Below are 14,902 nucleotides of genomic sequence, written 5' to 3'. Positions count from 1 at the left end.
GGTTCGCGAGGCAGGACTAGGGAGCGGATGCATGGCGCGGCGTCATCGGGCGACTGTCGGACTCTTGGTGGCGTCCCTGCCGCTATGGCTCGCCGGGGCCGCCCCGCACGACCTGCCCCCCGCCCGCGTGTTCATCGCCAGCGATTCGACGGCACAGGACTATAAGCCCGAGAAATATCCCCTCTCGGGCTGGGGCTCGATGCTCCGCTGCGCCTTCGGACCGGAAGTCACGATCGCCAACCATGCCATGGCGGGGCGCAGCACCAAGAGCTTCATGGCCGAGGGGCGGCTGGACGCCATCGCCCGCGACCTGAAGCCGGGCGACACTCTCCTCATCCAGTTCGGGCATAACGACGCCAATCAGGCCAAGCCCGAACGCTATGCCCCGATCCCCGAATATGAAGCCAATCTGAAACGCTTCATCGCGGTGGCCCGCGCCGCCAAGGCGCAGCCGGTACTGCTGACCCCGGTCACGCGGCGCGTGTTCAAGGACGGCCATGTCATCCCCAGCTTTCCGACCTATTCGGATGCGGCAAAGCGCGTCGCCGCCGAAGAACAGGTTCCGTTGATCGACCTCGCGGCCCTGTCCGAACGCTGGATCGACCAGCTGGGGCTGGACGGCTCGCGTGTCTATTATCTCCATTACGCCAAGGGCGAAGGGCTGCCCGGCTATACCGACGCGGTCGATGACGACACGCATTTCAGCGAGCTGGGCGCGCGCAGGATCGCCGATCTGGTCGCGAACGGCCTGGTCCAGACCCATTTGCCCATCGCCCGCCATATCCTGAAGGATCGCCCCGCGCTGACCCGCACGACGCCTGCGGGCGGGCCGTCATGCGCCGGTTGATCGTGATCGCGGCGCTGGGCATGGCCATGAACGCCTCCGCCCAGTCGCAGTCCGTAACGCATCGGTTCGTTCTCTCGCCCGGCGTGCAGGATGCGGACGGTATCACGGTCGCGGCCGATCGGCGGTTCGACCGGGATTATGGCTATGAGGCCGATCGCCATCTTTTCTCGGTCGCGGTGCCGCCGGGCAATTATGCCATAACGGTGACGCTGGGCGATCCTGCCCGTGCGACCGATACGACGATCAAGGCCGAGAATCGCCGCCTGATGCTGGACGCGGTACGCACCCGGCCGGGCGAGATCGTCACGCGACGCTTCATCGTGAATGTCCGCGACTCACGACTGGCCATGCCACCGGCCAATGCGCCGGGCGGCGACGCTGTGCGCTTGAAGCCCCGCGAGCTTGGGTCGTTCAACTGGGACGATCGGCTGACGCTGGAAATCCTCGGCCCCGCACCCGCCCTGCGCACCGTGGCGGTCGCGCCGGTCGAGGTGCCGACGCTCTTCCTGCTGGGCGACTCGACCGTCACCGACCAGCCCGCCGAACCCGCGGCGAGCTGGGGCCAGATGCTGCCCCTGTTCCTTGCCCCCGACATAGCGGTCGCCAACCACGCGGAGTCGGGCGAGACGCTGAAATCCTTCCTAACCGAGCTGCGGCTCGACAAGGTGCTGGCGAGTGCGAAGCCCGGCGACTTTGCGATGATCCAGTTCGGCCATAACGACCAGAAGGCGCAGTGGCCGCAAACCTATGCCGAGGCCGCGACGACCTATCGCGCATATTTGCGCACCTATATCGCCGAGCTGAGGCGGCGCGGCGTGACGCCGATCCTGGTCACATCGCCCGAGCGGCGGCAATGGACGGCGGACGGGCATATCCGGCCGACCCTCGGCGATTATCCGCAAACCGTCCGCGCGGTCGGTGCGGAAGAGCATGTGCCGGTGATCGACCTGAATGCGGACTCGATCCGTTTCTACGAGGCGCTGGGCCAGGCGCGTGCGCCGCTGGCCTTCAACGACGGCGGGCGCGATGCGACGCATCACGACAATTACGGTGCCTGGGTGCTGGCCCGCGATATTGCCGAGCGGATGCGGGCGATGCCCGCGCTCGCGCGATTCGTGCGCAGCGAACTGCCTTCCTTCGACCCCGGCCAGCCGCCCGCACCAGAGAGTGTCAGGCTGGCGGCCAGCACCATGCGCAGCAGCGAACGACCGGCTGGAAACTGACCATGACGCTAGACCCCTTGATACTTGGCAGGCGCACCCTGATCGCCGCCGGGCTGTCGCTGGCCGCGACACCGCGCGCGGCGGTGGCGGCGCCCGCGCCCAGCCGCTTTCCGATCTGGCCCGCCACGCCGCCGGGGATGCCGAACCCGCCGGTGGCCGACAGCTTCGTCAAGCGGTCGCCCAATGGCGCGGCCGACGACATTGCTTGGCCACATGTCGCGACGCCGATGCTGACCGTCTGCCCGGCCGCCAAGCCGACCGGCGCGGCGGTCCTGCTGATCCCCGGCGGCGGCTATGCGCGGGTCGCGGTCGGTCGCGAACCCTCCCCCGTCGCGCGCTGGTTCGCGAGCCTGGGCGTGACGGCCTTCGACCTGCTCTACCGTCTGCCCCACGACGGCTGGGCAGCCGGCCCCGATGCGCCGCTCCAGGATGCCCAGCGCGCGTTGCGCGTGATCCGGGCGCGGGCCGGGGAATGGGGCATCGACCCGGCCAATGTGGCGGCGATGGGCTTTTCCGCAGGGGGACATCTCGCGGCACGGCTCGCCGCCCGATCGGCGCTCAAGACCTATGACCCGATCGACGCGGCGGACAGCCAACCGACGACGCTGAGGGTGGTCGGACTGCTCTTTCCGGTCATCACCATGACGGAAAGCTTCGCCCATGGCCAATCCAAGCGCGAGCTGCTGGGCCGGAACGCGGATGCCGCCCTGGCCGCGCGCTATTCCGCCGAGTTGGACCTGCCCGCCGACATGCCTCCGACCTTCCTAGGCCATGCCGCCGACGATCCGGTCGTGCCGGTCGCCAACAGCATCGCGATGTTCCAGGCGGTCCACGCTCTGCCCCGCCCGGCCGAACTCCATATCGTCGAGACGGGCGGCCACGGCCCGCGCCTGATCGGCCCGGACGGAAAGCCGCATAGCTGGCTCTCGCGCTTCGCGACCTTCGCCCATCGCCATGGCCTGCCCATTCCCGGAGACGATTCATGACCCGCCCCATCGCCTTTCGCATGATGCTGAAGCCCGGCATGGCGGAGGAATATCGCCGCCGCCACGACGCGATCTGGCCCGACCTGGCCGAGGCGCTGCGCAACGCCGGGATCTACGACTATTCGATCTTCCTCGACGAAGAGACGAACGCGCTGTTCGCCGTTCTCCGGCTGCGCCCGGACGACAAGCGCGAGGACCTGCCCGGCCAGCCGGTCATGCAGCGCTGGTGGGATTATATGGCCGACCTGATGGAGGTCCAGCCGGGCAACCGCCCGGTCGAGGCGCCCTTGACCCCGATGTTCCATTTCGCATGAGCCTGGCCGCTGCCCTGTTGCTGGCGAGTGGGGCGACGGTGCAGGCCGCGCCGCCCGCGCCGCGCGTCAGCTACGACCGCTATTCGCTGCGCATCGACGGCAAGCCGACCCTGATCTGGTCGAGCGAGTTCCACCCCTTCCGCCTGCCCTCGCCCGATTTGTGGCGGGACATATTGCAAAAGATGAAGGCCAGCGGTTTCAACACCGTCGCCATCTATATCGACTGGGGCTTTCACAGCCCGAAAAAGGGCGTCTACGATTTCAGCGGCATCCGCGACATCGACCGGCTGCTGACCATGGCGCAGGAGGAAGGGCTCTACGTCATCACCCGCGCCGGGCCCTATGTGAACGCCGAGCTGTCGCGTGGCGGCTTTCCGGGCTGGCTGGTCAACCAGCCGGGCAAGGCGCGCACCGACGATCCCGAATATCTCGCCGCCATCGACGAATGGCTCGACCGGATCAACCCGATCATCGCGCGGCATCAGCTGGGACGCGGCGGTAGCGTCATCCTGCACCAGATCGAGAACGAGCTGGCGCTGACCACACCCGCACAGGGCCGCTACATGCAGCACCTGTACCACAAGGCGCGCGCCGACGGCATCACCGTGCCGATGTTCCACAACGACCAGGGCCGCAACGGCTATTGGGTCCCCAAAAGCTCGGACGTGCCGCTGACCGTGCCTGGCCCGCAAGAGCTGTACGCCTTCGACGGCTATCCCGGCGGCGTGTGCGGTGTCGACAACAAGCCGACCAAGGGTGCCCCCGCTCCCGACTGGGGTCTGTACGGTCCTGGCGGGGCGAAGGGGGGCGCGAGTGCCTCGCCCAGGACTCCCGGCTTCATCGCGGAGTTCGGCGGCGGCTGGTTCGACTATTGGGGGTCGAACGGCATGTATCCGTGCAACGCGATCCAGCGCGGGTCGGGCTATCAGCGCGTCTTCTACGGCACCAACATCGCCAACGGCATCGCGATCCAGAGCATCTATATGGGCTATGGCGGCACCAGCTGGGGCTGGCTGCCCGCACCGGTGGTCTACACCTCCTACGACTATGGCTCGGCGATCGACGAGGCGCGCAACCTGCGGCCCAAGGCGCTGGAGCTGAAGCAGATCGGCCAATTCCTTAGCGCGGTGCCCGATCTCGCCCGGCTGGAAAAGGCGCCGCCGGTCACCATCACCGGCAGCGACGCGGTGCAGGTCTATCACGACCGCAATCCCGATACCGACGCGCGCCTGCTGTTCGTCGCGCCCAAGCCGTCCAACGCGACCGGCGATGCACGCTTCACCATCACCGCGGACCTGCCGGACGGGCGATACAGCTTCGCCAGCGAACTTCATGGCCGCGATGCCAAGCTGCTGGTGGCGGGGGTAGACCTCGAACGGCAGCGGCTGGTCTATTCCACCTCGGAACTCCAGACGACGATCCGCCACGGTGTGGAGGACGTTGTGCTGTTCTACGGTCGAGCGGACGAGCCGGGCGAGACCGTGCTGCGCTATGCCAGCGCGCCCAAGGTCACCGTGATTGCGGGCCAGGTCGCGAATGCCTTCGATCCAGCCAAGGGCGACCTTCGCCTGACGTATACGCACCAAGGGCTTGCCCGCGTGCGGATAGAAGGCGGCGGCCGCGCACCGCTGCTGTTGCTGATCGGCGACGTGGCAGCGGGGCAGAGCTTCTTCCGGCAGGACGGCCTGCTGGAACGTGGCCCCACGCTGGTCCGCCATGCGACGGTGCGTGGCGGCACGCTCGACCTGACCGGCGATACCGAGACGGCCGCACCGCTGGAGGTCTGGGGCGCCGTCCGTTCGATCCGCTGGAACGGTCAGGCGGTGGCCGTTACCCGCTCGACCAGCGGCAGCCTGATCGCCAAGCGCCCCCTGCCCGCGCTGCAAACCCTGGCCTTGCCCGACCTGATGGCAGCACGCTGGCGCTATGCCGAGGGTTCGCCCGAAGCCCGCCCCGATTTCGACGACTCCGGCTGGACAGCCGCAGGCACGGCGCGCAATGTCGCGACCATTCGGCCGCCCACCGGCCAGCCCAATCTCGGCGCCGATGCGTACGGCTTCCATGACGGCGATGTCTGGTATCGCGGGCGCTTCACCGGCTCGGCACAGGCGAAGACCGCGACGATCCATTACGGCGCGGGCGGCGCGGGGATGCTGCAGCTCTTCCTCGACGGGAAACTGATCGGCCAGCACGAACTGGCGGGCGGCCTGCCCCGGCCTATCACCACCGGGGTCGCGGAATTTGCGCTTCCCCCCGAGGCGCAGGCGCCCGGCGAACATGTGCTCGCCGCGATGGTGCGGGTGAACGGCCATAACTGGGACCTCGACGTCGACGACGCGCACAAGGAGCCGCGCGGGCTGATCTCCGTATCGCTGGCGAAAGCGGGCGGCGACAGCTTCGCCGTGCCGATCGCCTGGAAGATCCAGGGGCGCGCGGGCGGCGAAGAGTTGAGGGACGTCGCGCGCGGCCCCAGCAACAATGGCGGGCTTTACGGCGAGCGCATGGGCTGGACGCTGCCGGGCTTCCCCGACAGCGCGTGGCAGGCGGTCAGGCTGTCCGACGCCAAGTCCTATGCCGGCACCAGCTGGTATCGCACCGACTTCGACCTGTCCGTCCCCAAGAACGACGACGCGACGATCGGCCTCCAGATCGGCGATTCGAAGACCCCGCGCTCGCCCGGCCGATACCGCATCCTGATCTTCGTCAATGGCTGGAACATGGGCCAGTTCGTCGCGAATGTCGGGCCGCAGCGCGTCTTCCCGATCCCAGAGGGCATCCTGCACCATCGCGGCCGCAATACGCTGGCTCTCGCCGTCACCAGCGACGGCGCGCCCGGCAACGCCATCGAGCCGGTCAAGCTCGTCACCCTGCATCACGCGCGCGGCGGCGTGGGCGTCACCGACGTGACCGCACCCACCTATCGCGACCTTTTTCCATCCCATTGATCTTCGGAGACGATTTCCCGTGGCAGCCCTGACACACGACATCCCCCGCGCCGAGGTGACGGCGCAGATCGCCAAGCTGATCGACAATCTCGTCAACATCAAGGACGAGACCGGCGAGTTCCTGCTCCGGCTGGAGGACGGCCGGGTCATCGACACCAAGGGGTGGAACGACTGGGAATGGACGCACGGCATCGGCCTGTTCGGCCTGTATCGCTATTGGGAGCAGACCGGCGACGCGGCCGCCTGGGACGTGATGCTGAAATGGTTCGAGGACCGCTTCGCCGCGGGCACGCCGACCAAGAACATCAACACCATGTCGCCCTTCCTGACGCTCGCCAACCTCTACGAGCAGACTGGCGACCAGACGTACCTGCCCTATCTCGACATCTGGGCCGAATGGCTGATGGCCGATGACGGCCTGCCCAAGACCGAGGAAGGCGGATTCCAGCATATCGTCTTCAACGACGAGAACCCGCAGGAGATGTGGGACGACACGCTGATGATGAGCGTGCTGCCCTTGGCGCGCATCGGCCAGATTTTGGATCGCCCGCACTATATCGAGGAGGCCAAGCGCCAGTTTCTCATCCACATCAAATATCTGTTCGATCGCCAGACCGGGCTTTGGTATCATGGCTGGACCTTCGACGGGCGGCACAATTTCGCGGGCGCGCTCTGGGCGCGCGGCAATTGCTGGGTCACGATCGCGATCCCCGAGATCATCGAGATGCTCGACCTTCCGCCGGGCGATGCCTTCCGCACCTTCCTGATCGACACGCTGGCCGCGCAGGTGAAGACGCTGGCCGCGCATCAGGACGAGAGCGGGCTTTGGCATACGCTGATCGTCGATCCGACCAGCTATCTGGAGGCCTCGGCCACCGCAGGCTTCGCCTATGGCATCCTGAAGGCCGTGCGGAAGGGGTATTTGCCGCGTCACTATGAGGCGGTCGGAATCAAGGCGATCCGCGCGGTTCTCGCCAATATCGACGACAAGGGCGAGTTGAAGCAGGTCAGCTTCGGCACCGCGATGGGCGACACGATGCAATTCTACAAGGACATCGCGCTCACCTCGATGCCGTACGGCCAGAGCCTGGCGATCTGTGCGCTCGGCGAATTTCTGCGGACCTATATCTGATGTCCGCCGCCATCGCCCCCGCCCGTCCGGTCCGCTGGTATAATTTCGCCGCCTATGGATCGAACGACATCCTCGGCGCCGGGTCGATGGCGGTCATCAGCACCTGGGTGCTGTTCTTCTACACCAGCTTTTGCGGCCTGTCGGCGGCGCAGGCGACGCTGATCTTCGGCATCGCCCGCGTGCTCGACGCGGTGGCCAGCCCGACCATCGGCTATGTCTCCGACCGGTTCGGTAACACATGGGCCGGGCGCAAGTTCGGGCGGCGGCGCGCCTTCGTGCTGGCCGCCATTCCGCTGCTCCCCTCCTTCGCCATCATGTGGGTCGCGGGGCAAAGCTTCTGGTATTATCTCGTCACCTATGTCCTGTTCGAGCTGGTCTATGCGCTCGAGATCATCCCGTTCGAGACGCTCGCTGCCGAGATGGCCAGCGACTACCGGACCAAGGCGAAGTTCGCCGGCTGGCGGATCATGTGCGGCCAGATCTCGGCGATCCTCGCCGCCATCCTGCCCGGCCGCCTGATCGAGCATCTCGGCAAGGATTCGCCCGACACCTACCTCTATATGGGCATCCTGTTCTCCGTACTGTTCATGGCGTCGGCGACGATGCTGTACCTGTTCAGCTGGGAACGCCCGCGTTCGGCCGAAACCATGGCGCTGGCCCGCGAGCGGATGACGCCGCTGGCGGCGATCCGCGACCTCTATCGCAACCTGTTCTCGACACTGCGCATCCGCGCGTTCCGGCTGCATCTGGGCATGTATCTGGGTGGTTATATCAGCCAGGACATCTTCAACGCCGCCTTCGCCTATTTCGTCGTCTTCGCGCTCGGCGGCACGACGCTGGCCGTGTCGAACCTGGCGGGCCTCACCTATGCGGTGCAGACGCTGGCGGTGTTGCTGGCGATCAACTTCGCGCTGCGCGCCTCGCCCGCCCGCGCTTACCGGATCGCGGTAGGCAGCTTCGCGCTAGGCGTATTGCTGTTCCTCGGACTGTGGTGGACCGGACAGGGGGCCAGCGGCTGGGTCTTCGTGCTGCCCGTCGCCTTTGCCGGGCTGGGGCGCGGCGCGCTCAACTATATCCCCTGGGCGACCTATAATTACATGGCCGATGTCGACGAGATCGTCACCGGCCGCCGCCGCGAGGGCGCCTTTGCCGGGGTCATGACCTTCGTGCGCAAGATGTCGCAGGCCGCCGCCCTCATCATGGTCGGCCAGATCCTGCAGGCCTCGGGCTTCGTCACCGGCGCGGCCAGCCAGTCGGCGCAGACCGTCCAGGCGATCGTCATCGTCATGGTCGGCGGCACGCTGGCGCTGCTCGCCTTCGGCCTGTGGGTGTCGCTGCGGTTCCGGCTCGACCCCGCATCTCATGCGGTGCTGATGGACGAGATCGAGCGGCTGCGCGCGGGCGAACGCGACCCCGCCAGCCCGCTGACCCGCGAAGTGGTCGAGGACCTGTCGGGCTGGCGCTACGACCAGCTTTGGGGGCGTAACCCGGTCCTCTGACCGGGTTATTCCGCCTTATCGGACGGCTTGATCATGCCCAGGTAAAAGCCGGTATGCGGCGGCTGGTTATAGGCTGTGTTCTGCCATGCGATGCCCGCGCGATAGACCGGGTCCTGCAACAGCGTCGTAATCCGGTGCGTGGTCTGCCAGGGCGTGGTGTAGATGCGCAGTTCGCGATTGTCCGCGCTGCGCCATACCACCTCCTCGCGCCAGTCGCCGATCAGGTCGGCCTGAAGCGCCGGGTTCGCCTTGGTCCCGTTGTTCGACGCTGCGCCCTCGGCCACCAGCAGCGGCTCGGCCTTGCCCGTCTTCCAGTTCCATTTGGAGATGGTCGTGCCGTCGAGCAGTTCGCGCAAAAGATCGCCGTCCCACCAGATGGCGAAATTGGTCTGCCGGGGATGCGGGCCGATGGCCTTGCCGTGCACTTCGTACAGGTCGGGCTGGTTCGATCCCCACATCTCTTCGCCAACATGGCGCGGGTCGATATCGGCCGACAGGCCGCGCCCGGTATCGTGTTCGGCGGGCTTGGTCCAAAGAATCTCCCCCGTCCGCGCATCGAGCAGCGCCGAGCCGATGCCGCCATTATGCGCGATCTGCTCATGCACGCCGAACTTCTCCAGTCCCGGCCGCGATGGATCGAGATCGCCGACATGCATCGTGTCGCCGTGATAGAGCGGCTGCGTCCATAGCCCCTTCCCATCGGCACTGACCGCCATCGAGCCATAGATCACCTCGTCGCGCCCATCGCCGTTCACATCGGCGATGCTCAGCTGGTGATTGCCGCGATCGGCATAGTCCTGATTGCCCGGCTGGTCGGTGTCGAACAGCCAGCGCTCGGTCAGCTTGCCGTCCCGGTAATCCCAGGCGGCGATCGCGGTGCGGGCATAATAGCCCCGCCCAAAGATCATGCTGGGATGCCCCCCGTCGAGATAGGCGACGCCCGCCAGGAAACGGTCGACCCGGTTGCCATAGCCGTCGCCCCACAGCTTGGCCATCTGGGCAAAGCCCGGATCGTTGCGGGGCCCGCGCGGCGGATCATAGGGCGCGGTCGCCAGCGCCTTGCCGCTCCGCCCGTCGAACACCGTCAGATATTCCGGCCCGGTCAGGATGCGCCCGGCGAGTTTCGCCACCATCCGGCCGTCGGCGGTGAGGTGTGCGCCCGTCTTGTCCGCCTGTGGCACCTCTCCGCCATGTTCGCGCCAGTCGGCCTTGGCATCGCCGACCATCTGTCCCGTCCCGTCGATCGTGCCGTCGGCGGTCTTGATCGCCACCTCGGCACGGCCGTCGCCATCGAAATCCTGAACCAGGAACTGGGTGTAATGCGCGCCCGCCCGGATATTGGAGCCCAGGTCGATCCGCCACAGCCTTTTGCCCGCCAGCGTATAACCGTCCAGATAGACCGGCCCGGTATAGCCTGCCTGGCTGTTGTCGTGGCTATTGGTCGGATCCCATTTCAGCACCAGATCGGGCTGGCCATCGCCGTCCAGATCGCCCAGCCCCACGTCATTGGCGGTATAGCTATAGGCCTCGCCATCCGGGGTGACGCCGCTCGGGGGCGGATCGAGCGGAATCGAAGTATAGCCCTTCGCCCAGACCGGTACGGCCGGACTGAGCGCCCCCGCCGGGCCCGTCGCGATCATGCGCACGGCATAGCGGCTGGCGGCGGTCCCGGCGGCATCGCGGAAATTGGTGGAGTCGGTGACCGGGCGAGTCGTGATCTTCTGCCCGTCACGATACACCGCGAAGCCCGCATCCTTCGCATCGCTCGCCAGCGAGCGCCAACTGACCAGAATACCGCCACCCTGGGCCGGGACCGCAACGACGCCCCGGTCCCATCGCTCCGCCTGCCGCTCCCCCGTCGGCGTGGCCGCGCATAATGGTGCGGCCGCCGCGAGCGACACCCATGATGCGATGCCGCCCCTCAAGCCCCGTGCGCCCTTCATGTCCATCCTCCAGACCCAAATGCCGCCATTCCAGTCGTTTATCGACCCTTTGGCGCGACGCAGACCAGAATAGCGCCGCTCAAGAAAATTCCAATCTATATGATTGCATTCCACATTGTGGTCATATACACCGGTGTCACATATCAGGGGCCCCCGTAATCGTCAGCCGAGAAACATCGGCGGCATCCGGGGCAAGAGGGAGGATGCCATGACTGGTTCCATCGCAATCACCGGGTCGCACGACACGAACGGCCGGCACGTCATGCGCACGATGCTGCGTACGTCGGCCTGGAGCGTGCTGGCCGCCGGGCTGGTGCTGGGCGCGCCCGCGCTCGCCCAGAACGCCCGGGCGAACGGCCAGACGAGCACGGGCGGCACCCGTGCCCAATCGTCGGACTCGCTGGATGGCGCGAGCCCCGAGGACATCATCGTCGTCGGCACCCGCGCATCGCTGCAATCCGCCATCGCCCGCAAGCGCAACGCGGGCACGGTGGTCGACTCGATCGTCGCCGACGACATCGCCAGCTTCCCCGACAAGAATATCGGCGACAGCCTGGCCCGCATCACCGGCGTCCAGCTCAGCCGTGAATTCGGCGAGGGCAACCAGATTTCGATCCGCGGCGTCGAGCCCGACCTCAACCGCGTGGAGATCAACGGCGTCGGCCAGTCCTCGGCGCTGGGCGCCCGCGCCGGCGACTTCCGGGAATTCGCCTCCGAACTCGTCAAGTCGATCGACGTCTATAAGGGCTATCAGGCCAAGCTGACCGAAGGCGGCCTGGGCGGCACCGTCCTGATCGAAACGCGCAAGCCGCTGGAGATCAAGAAGGCGCTCGGCACGATCAACCTGTCCGAACAGCATCTGGACACGACCCGGGACTGGAAACCGCGTGCGACGGTGGTGGTCGGCACGCCCCATTTCCTGATCGACGGCCTGGGCGTCCTGGCCAACGTCACCTATAGCGACGTGTCGACGCGGCAGGATTACGCCAGCAACACCGGCTATAGCCGCCTCGCCGATTTCGATCATTCGGATCAGAAGACGGTCGCCAACGACGCCTATTCGGCGTTCAACACCTATGCCAGCTGCGCCGGGGTGGGCGCGACCGCCAGCCAGACCTTCGCCACCCGACGCGCGGCCTGCGAAAACCAGTTCTTCGACTGGGCCCCGACCTCGCCGCGCTATCGCAACCTCGTGCGTCGCGACAAGCGCCTGTCGGGCGACATCACGGTCCAGTACGAGTTCGCGCACAATTTCCGCGCCTTCGCCGAACTCCAGTTCAACAGCCGCAACCAGCGGTTGCAGGATGTGAACTACGCGCTCGATATGAGCCGTATCCAGCGCTATCAGCTCGACCCGTCGCTGGGGACCAGCTCGACGCCACAGGTGAAGCTGGGCACGTCGACGGTCGATGCCAACCATGTCGTCACCAGCTACACGACGGCCCTGTCCGCCGTGAACATCGGGTCGGCGGCCGCCCCGAACTATAATGGCTCGGCCAATATCCTGGGCGTTCAGCGGCGCGACTTTCAATACAACCAGAATTCGCGCTATTATATCACCGGCTTCGACTGGAACGTCGATCGCTTCCGGTTGAAGGGCCTGGCGTCGCGCAGCGAGTCGCGCACGCTCCAGAACACCAATCTCATTTCGGTCAGCACCGGCATCGCCGGGATGCAGGTCGACCGCCGCAACGACCTGGGCGTGCCGGTCCTTATCTATCCCAGCTCGGTCAATCCGGCCGATCCCGCGACCTATACCGACTATACCCGCGCCGGAAACACAGCGCCGGCCGGGCCGAACATCCAGTATCGCCCCGGCGACTCTGGCAATTCCGAGAACCAGCTGAAACTGGACGGCGTCTTCGATGCCGATTTCGGCCCGCTGAAGAGTGTCGAGTTCGGCGGCCAGTTCCGCTGGGCGGACTATTACACCTATATGGGTGGCGGCACGCGGATGCTGACGCCCGCTTCGGGCTCGACCCCGGCCGTCTATCAGACGAGCGCCAACGTCTCGTTCACGACACAGGTCGTCAATGCCGATACCGTGCCGCAACGAGTGAATGGCAATACCTATTATCTGACGCGCACCGAATATGCCAACCTGATCAACGTGCTGGGCACGACGACCGGCGGCGCGCCTATGTTCACAGGGCAGCAGGGCATCCCCTCTGCGGTCCCGAACCGCCTCGCCTATGCGAACTTCAATCCGAAGGTGCTGGGGCTGTTCTACGACCTGTCTGGCTTCGATCAGGACCTCGTCCGTCAGGCCAATGGCCTGGCCCAGATCCCGCAGGTCAAGATCGACGAGACGATCGCGGCGGGCTATGTTCAGGGCAATCTGGAATCCCGGATCTTCGGCATGCGGATCAGCGGCAATGCCGGTGTCCGCTACATCTTTACCAAGGATGTCGGCACGGGCACGAACATCCGCCGCCAGACCCGCTTCACCGCGACTGGCGGCACCGAGACGGTGACGCTGGGCGCACAGCAATTGTCGCTCAACAATACCTATGTCGATATCCTGCCCGCGTTCAACGCGGCGCTGGAGTTCACGCCGAACCTGGTGCTGCGCGCCAACTGGGCCAAGAACATGGCGCGCCCCCGGCCGACCGACCTGGTCCCCAACATCAACTGTCTGGACGACGCGACCGTCGCGGCCGCCGACGATGTCTGCACTGCGGGCAACCCGGCGCTCCAGCCCTATCGCGCCGACCAGTGGGAAGTGAACCTGGCCTGGTATCCCAACAAGGATACGCTGGTCAGCCTGGGCTATTACAAGAAATACGAGAACAGCTTCGTCATCCAGAACATCGTGCGCTCCGGCGTCGACCTGTTCAACGACGGCATAACCTATACCGTGCGCCAGCCCGCCAACGGCTTCGGCGCGCTGCTGGACGGGATCGAGGCGAACGCGCAGACCGCCTTCACCTTCCTGCCCGCCCCGTTCGACGGTTTGGGTGCCAGCGCCAACATGACCTTCGCCCGCGCGATCCGGACCAACCTGACCAATGTCGCGACCGGCCAGCCGCTGAACGACTATCCCGGCCTGTCCAAATGGACCTGGAACGCCAGCATCTTCTACGACAAGGGCTGGCTGAACGCGCGCCTGGCCTATAATTACCGTTCCGACTGGCTGCAGACCGTCGCCGACTCCACAAACAGCAACCTGCCGCTCTATCGCAAGGCGGAAGGCTATCTGGACGCGAAGGTCATCTTCCGCTTCCCGGACTGGCACTACAGCCTGTTCATGGAGATGCAGAACATCAACAAGGAATATGGCAAAACCTTCATCAAGAATATCGGCACGTCCGAGGTCTTCTATCCCGGTCAGCGTTTCTTCGCGGGCCTGACGTTGAAGTTCTAAAAGGCGGCGGGGCCGGATCGACGATGATCCGGCCCCGTTTTATCGGGTCAGCGTCGTGATCCTGAGCGACCGGACCCGCAAATGGCTGCGCGTGGTGCGCAGGCCGAACCATCCCCGGCGATAGGGCGCGGCATCGTCCAGCGTGAAGAGCCGGACACCGTCCCGCTCCACGGCGATCTCTCGCCCGCTTGCGATCAGTCGGATATGGGTCCAGCGATTGGGGACCAGCATCGCGGCGGGATCGCGACGGTCATGCTGCGGCAGGAGCGGGCGATCGCCTGCACGCCCGACATAGCGCCGCATCCGCGTGGTCGTGTTCCGGTTGCCACCGATCCCGACATAATAGGTCTCAAGACCGTCATAACTGGCAAAGCGACCATCCCGCGGCCGGGCGAGGACGGAGCCGCCGGGCACCGCAGGGTCATGCGCCATCCAGAAGGCGTTGACGTCACTGACCGCATCATGCGGCCCGCTCGCCTGAACGGCCATAACGTCATAGTCGATCGCCACCGGCCCGGTCAGCGGGCGGGTGTACCACAGCGTCACGCCATCCGCCGCGTCGATGTCCAGAACCCCCTTTATGGATGGCTCGCCCCTTAACTGAGCGTTGTTGTCTCACGGCAGCGGTCGTTTGAGGAAGGAGCAAGGG

Annotated in this window: 9 protein-coding genes and 1 pseudogene; 8 read left to right on the top strand and 2 right to left on the bottom strand. The window is 66.1% G+C overall.

Annotated features, from left to right (window positions below; genetic code table 11):
* The first annotated feature begins 31 nt into the window (after positions 1–31).
* From QZ546_RS13210 to QZ546_RS13180, 7 genes are read left to right on the top strand one after another with little or no spacing between them, the layout of a single operon-like run.
* Positions 32–847, top strand: coding sequence for a rhamnogalacturonan acetylesterase (locus QZ546_RS13210; RefSeq protein ID WP_294238306.1), 816 nt, complete (start codon positions 32–34; stop codon positions 845–847).
* Entirely contained in the window at positions 835–2,070 is a 1,236-nt protein-coding gene (locus QZ546_RS13205; protein ID WP_294238305.1) for a rhamnogalacturonan acetylesterase, read from the top strand. Before QZ546_RS13210 ends, QZ546_RS13205 begins: the two co-directional genes overlap by 13 nt.
* A 2-nt stretch (positions 2,071–2,072) precedes the next feature.
* The gene (locus QZ546_RS13200) at positions 2,073–3,056 is read left to right on the top strand and encodes an alpha/beta hydrolase (protein WP_294238302.1); all 984 of its coding nucleotides are present in this window, start codon (positions 2,073–2,075) and stop codon (positions 3,054–3,056) included.
* Positions 3,053–3,370 (top strand): L-rhamnose mutarotase, encoded by a 318-nt coding sequence (gene rhaM / locus QZ546_RS13195; RefSeq protein WP_294238300.1) that lies wholly within the window; start codon positions 3,053–3,055, stop codon positions 3,368–3,370. Before QZ546_RS13200 ends, rhaM begins: the two co-directional genes overlap by 4 nt.
* The gene (locus tag QZ546_RS13190; RefSeq protein ID WP_294238298.1) at positions 3,367–6,315 is read left to right on the top strand and encodes a beta-galactosidase; all 2,949 of its coding nucleotides are present in this window, start codon (positions 3,367–3,369) and stop codon (positions 6,313–6,315) included. Before rhaM ends, QZ546_RS13190 begins: the two co-directional genes overlap by 4 nt.
* Positions 6,316–6,334: 19 nt before the next feature.
* Positions 6,335–7,447, top strand: coding sequence for a glycoside hydrolase family 88 protein (locus QZ546_RS13185; RefSeq protein WP_294238296.1), 1,113 nt, complete (start codon positions 6,335–6,337; stop codon positions 7,445–7,447).
* Positions 7,444–8,946 (top strand): MFS transporter, encoded by a 1,503-nt coding sequence (locus QZ546_RS13180; RefSeq protein WP_294238409.1) that lies wholly within the window; start codon positions 7,444–7,446, stop codon positions 8,944–8,946. Before QZ546_RS13185 ends, QZ546_RS13180 begins: the two co-directional genes overlap by 4 nt.
* A gap of 5 nt (positions 8,947–8,951) precedes the next feature.
* Here the strand turns inward: QZ546_RS13180 and QZ546_RS13175 are convergent, their stop codons facing one another.
* Complete coding sequence (locus QZ546_RS13175) at positions 8,952–10,889, bottom strand: rhamnogalacturonan lyase (protein ID WP_294238294.1); 1,938 nt, start codon at positions 10,887–10,889, stop codon at positions 8,952–8,954.
* 208 nt (positions 10,890–11,097) lie between these two features.
* Between QZ546_RS13175 and QZ546_RS13170 the strand changes: the two genes are divergently transcribed.
* Positions 11,098–14,253: a TonB-dependent receptor gene (locus QZ546_RS13170; protein WP_294238292.1), complete on the top strand. Its 3,156-nt coding sequence runs from the start codon at positions 11,098–11,100 to the stop codon at positions 14,251–14,253.
* A gap of 39 nt (positions 14,254–14,292) precedes the next feature.
* Here the strand turns inward: QZ546_RS13170 and QZ546_RS13165 are convergent.
* A pseudogene (locus tag QZ546_RS13165) lies at positions 14,293–14,829 on the bottom strand (DUF6250 domain-containing protein); the annotation flags it as partial.
* Between the last annotated feature and the right edge of the window lie 73 nt (positions 14,830–14,902).

Source organism: uncultured Sphingomonas sp., assembly GCF_913062585.1.
In the GTDB taxonomy this organism is placed as follows: domain Bacteria; phylum Pseudomonadota; class Alphaproteobacteria; order Sphingomonadales; family Sphingomonadaceae; genus Sphingomonas.
This window is presented reverse-complemented; position numbering and strand designations above follow the sequence as displayed.

Bases quoted from the DNA above. Each gene is read 5' to 3' on its own strand.
- QZ546_RS13205 (WP_294238305.1), top strand. From the start codon at position 835: ATGCGCCGGTTGATCGTGATCGCGGCGCTGGGCATGGCCATGAACGCC.
- QZ546_RS13175 (WP_294238294.1), bottom strand. From the start codon at position 10,889: ATGAAGGGCGCACGGGGCTTGAGGGGCGGCATCGCATCATGGGTGTCG.
- QZ546_RS13210 (WP_294238306.1), top strand. From the start codon at position 32: ATGGCGCGGCGTCATCGGGCGACTGTCGGACTCTTGGTGGCGTCCCTG.
- rhaM (WP_294238300.1), top strand. From the start codon at position 3,053: ATGACCCGCCCCATCGCCTTTCGCATGATGCTGAAGCCCGGCATGGCG.
- QZ546_RS13170 (WP_294238292.1), top strand. From the start codon at position 11,098: ATGACTGGTTCCATCGCAATCACCGGGTCGCACGACACGAACGGCCGG.
- QZ546_RS13190 (WP_294238298.1), top strand. From the start codon at position 3,367: ATGAGCCTGGCCGCTGCCCTGTTGCTGGCGAGTGGGGCGACGGTGCAG.
- QZ546_RS13200 (WP_294238302.1), top strand. From the start codon at position 2,073: ATGACGCTAGACCCCTTGATACTTGGCAGGCGCACCCTGATCGCCGCC.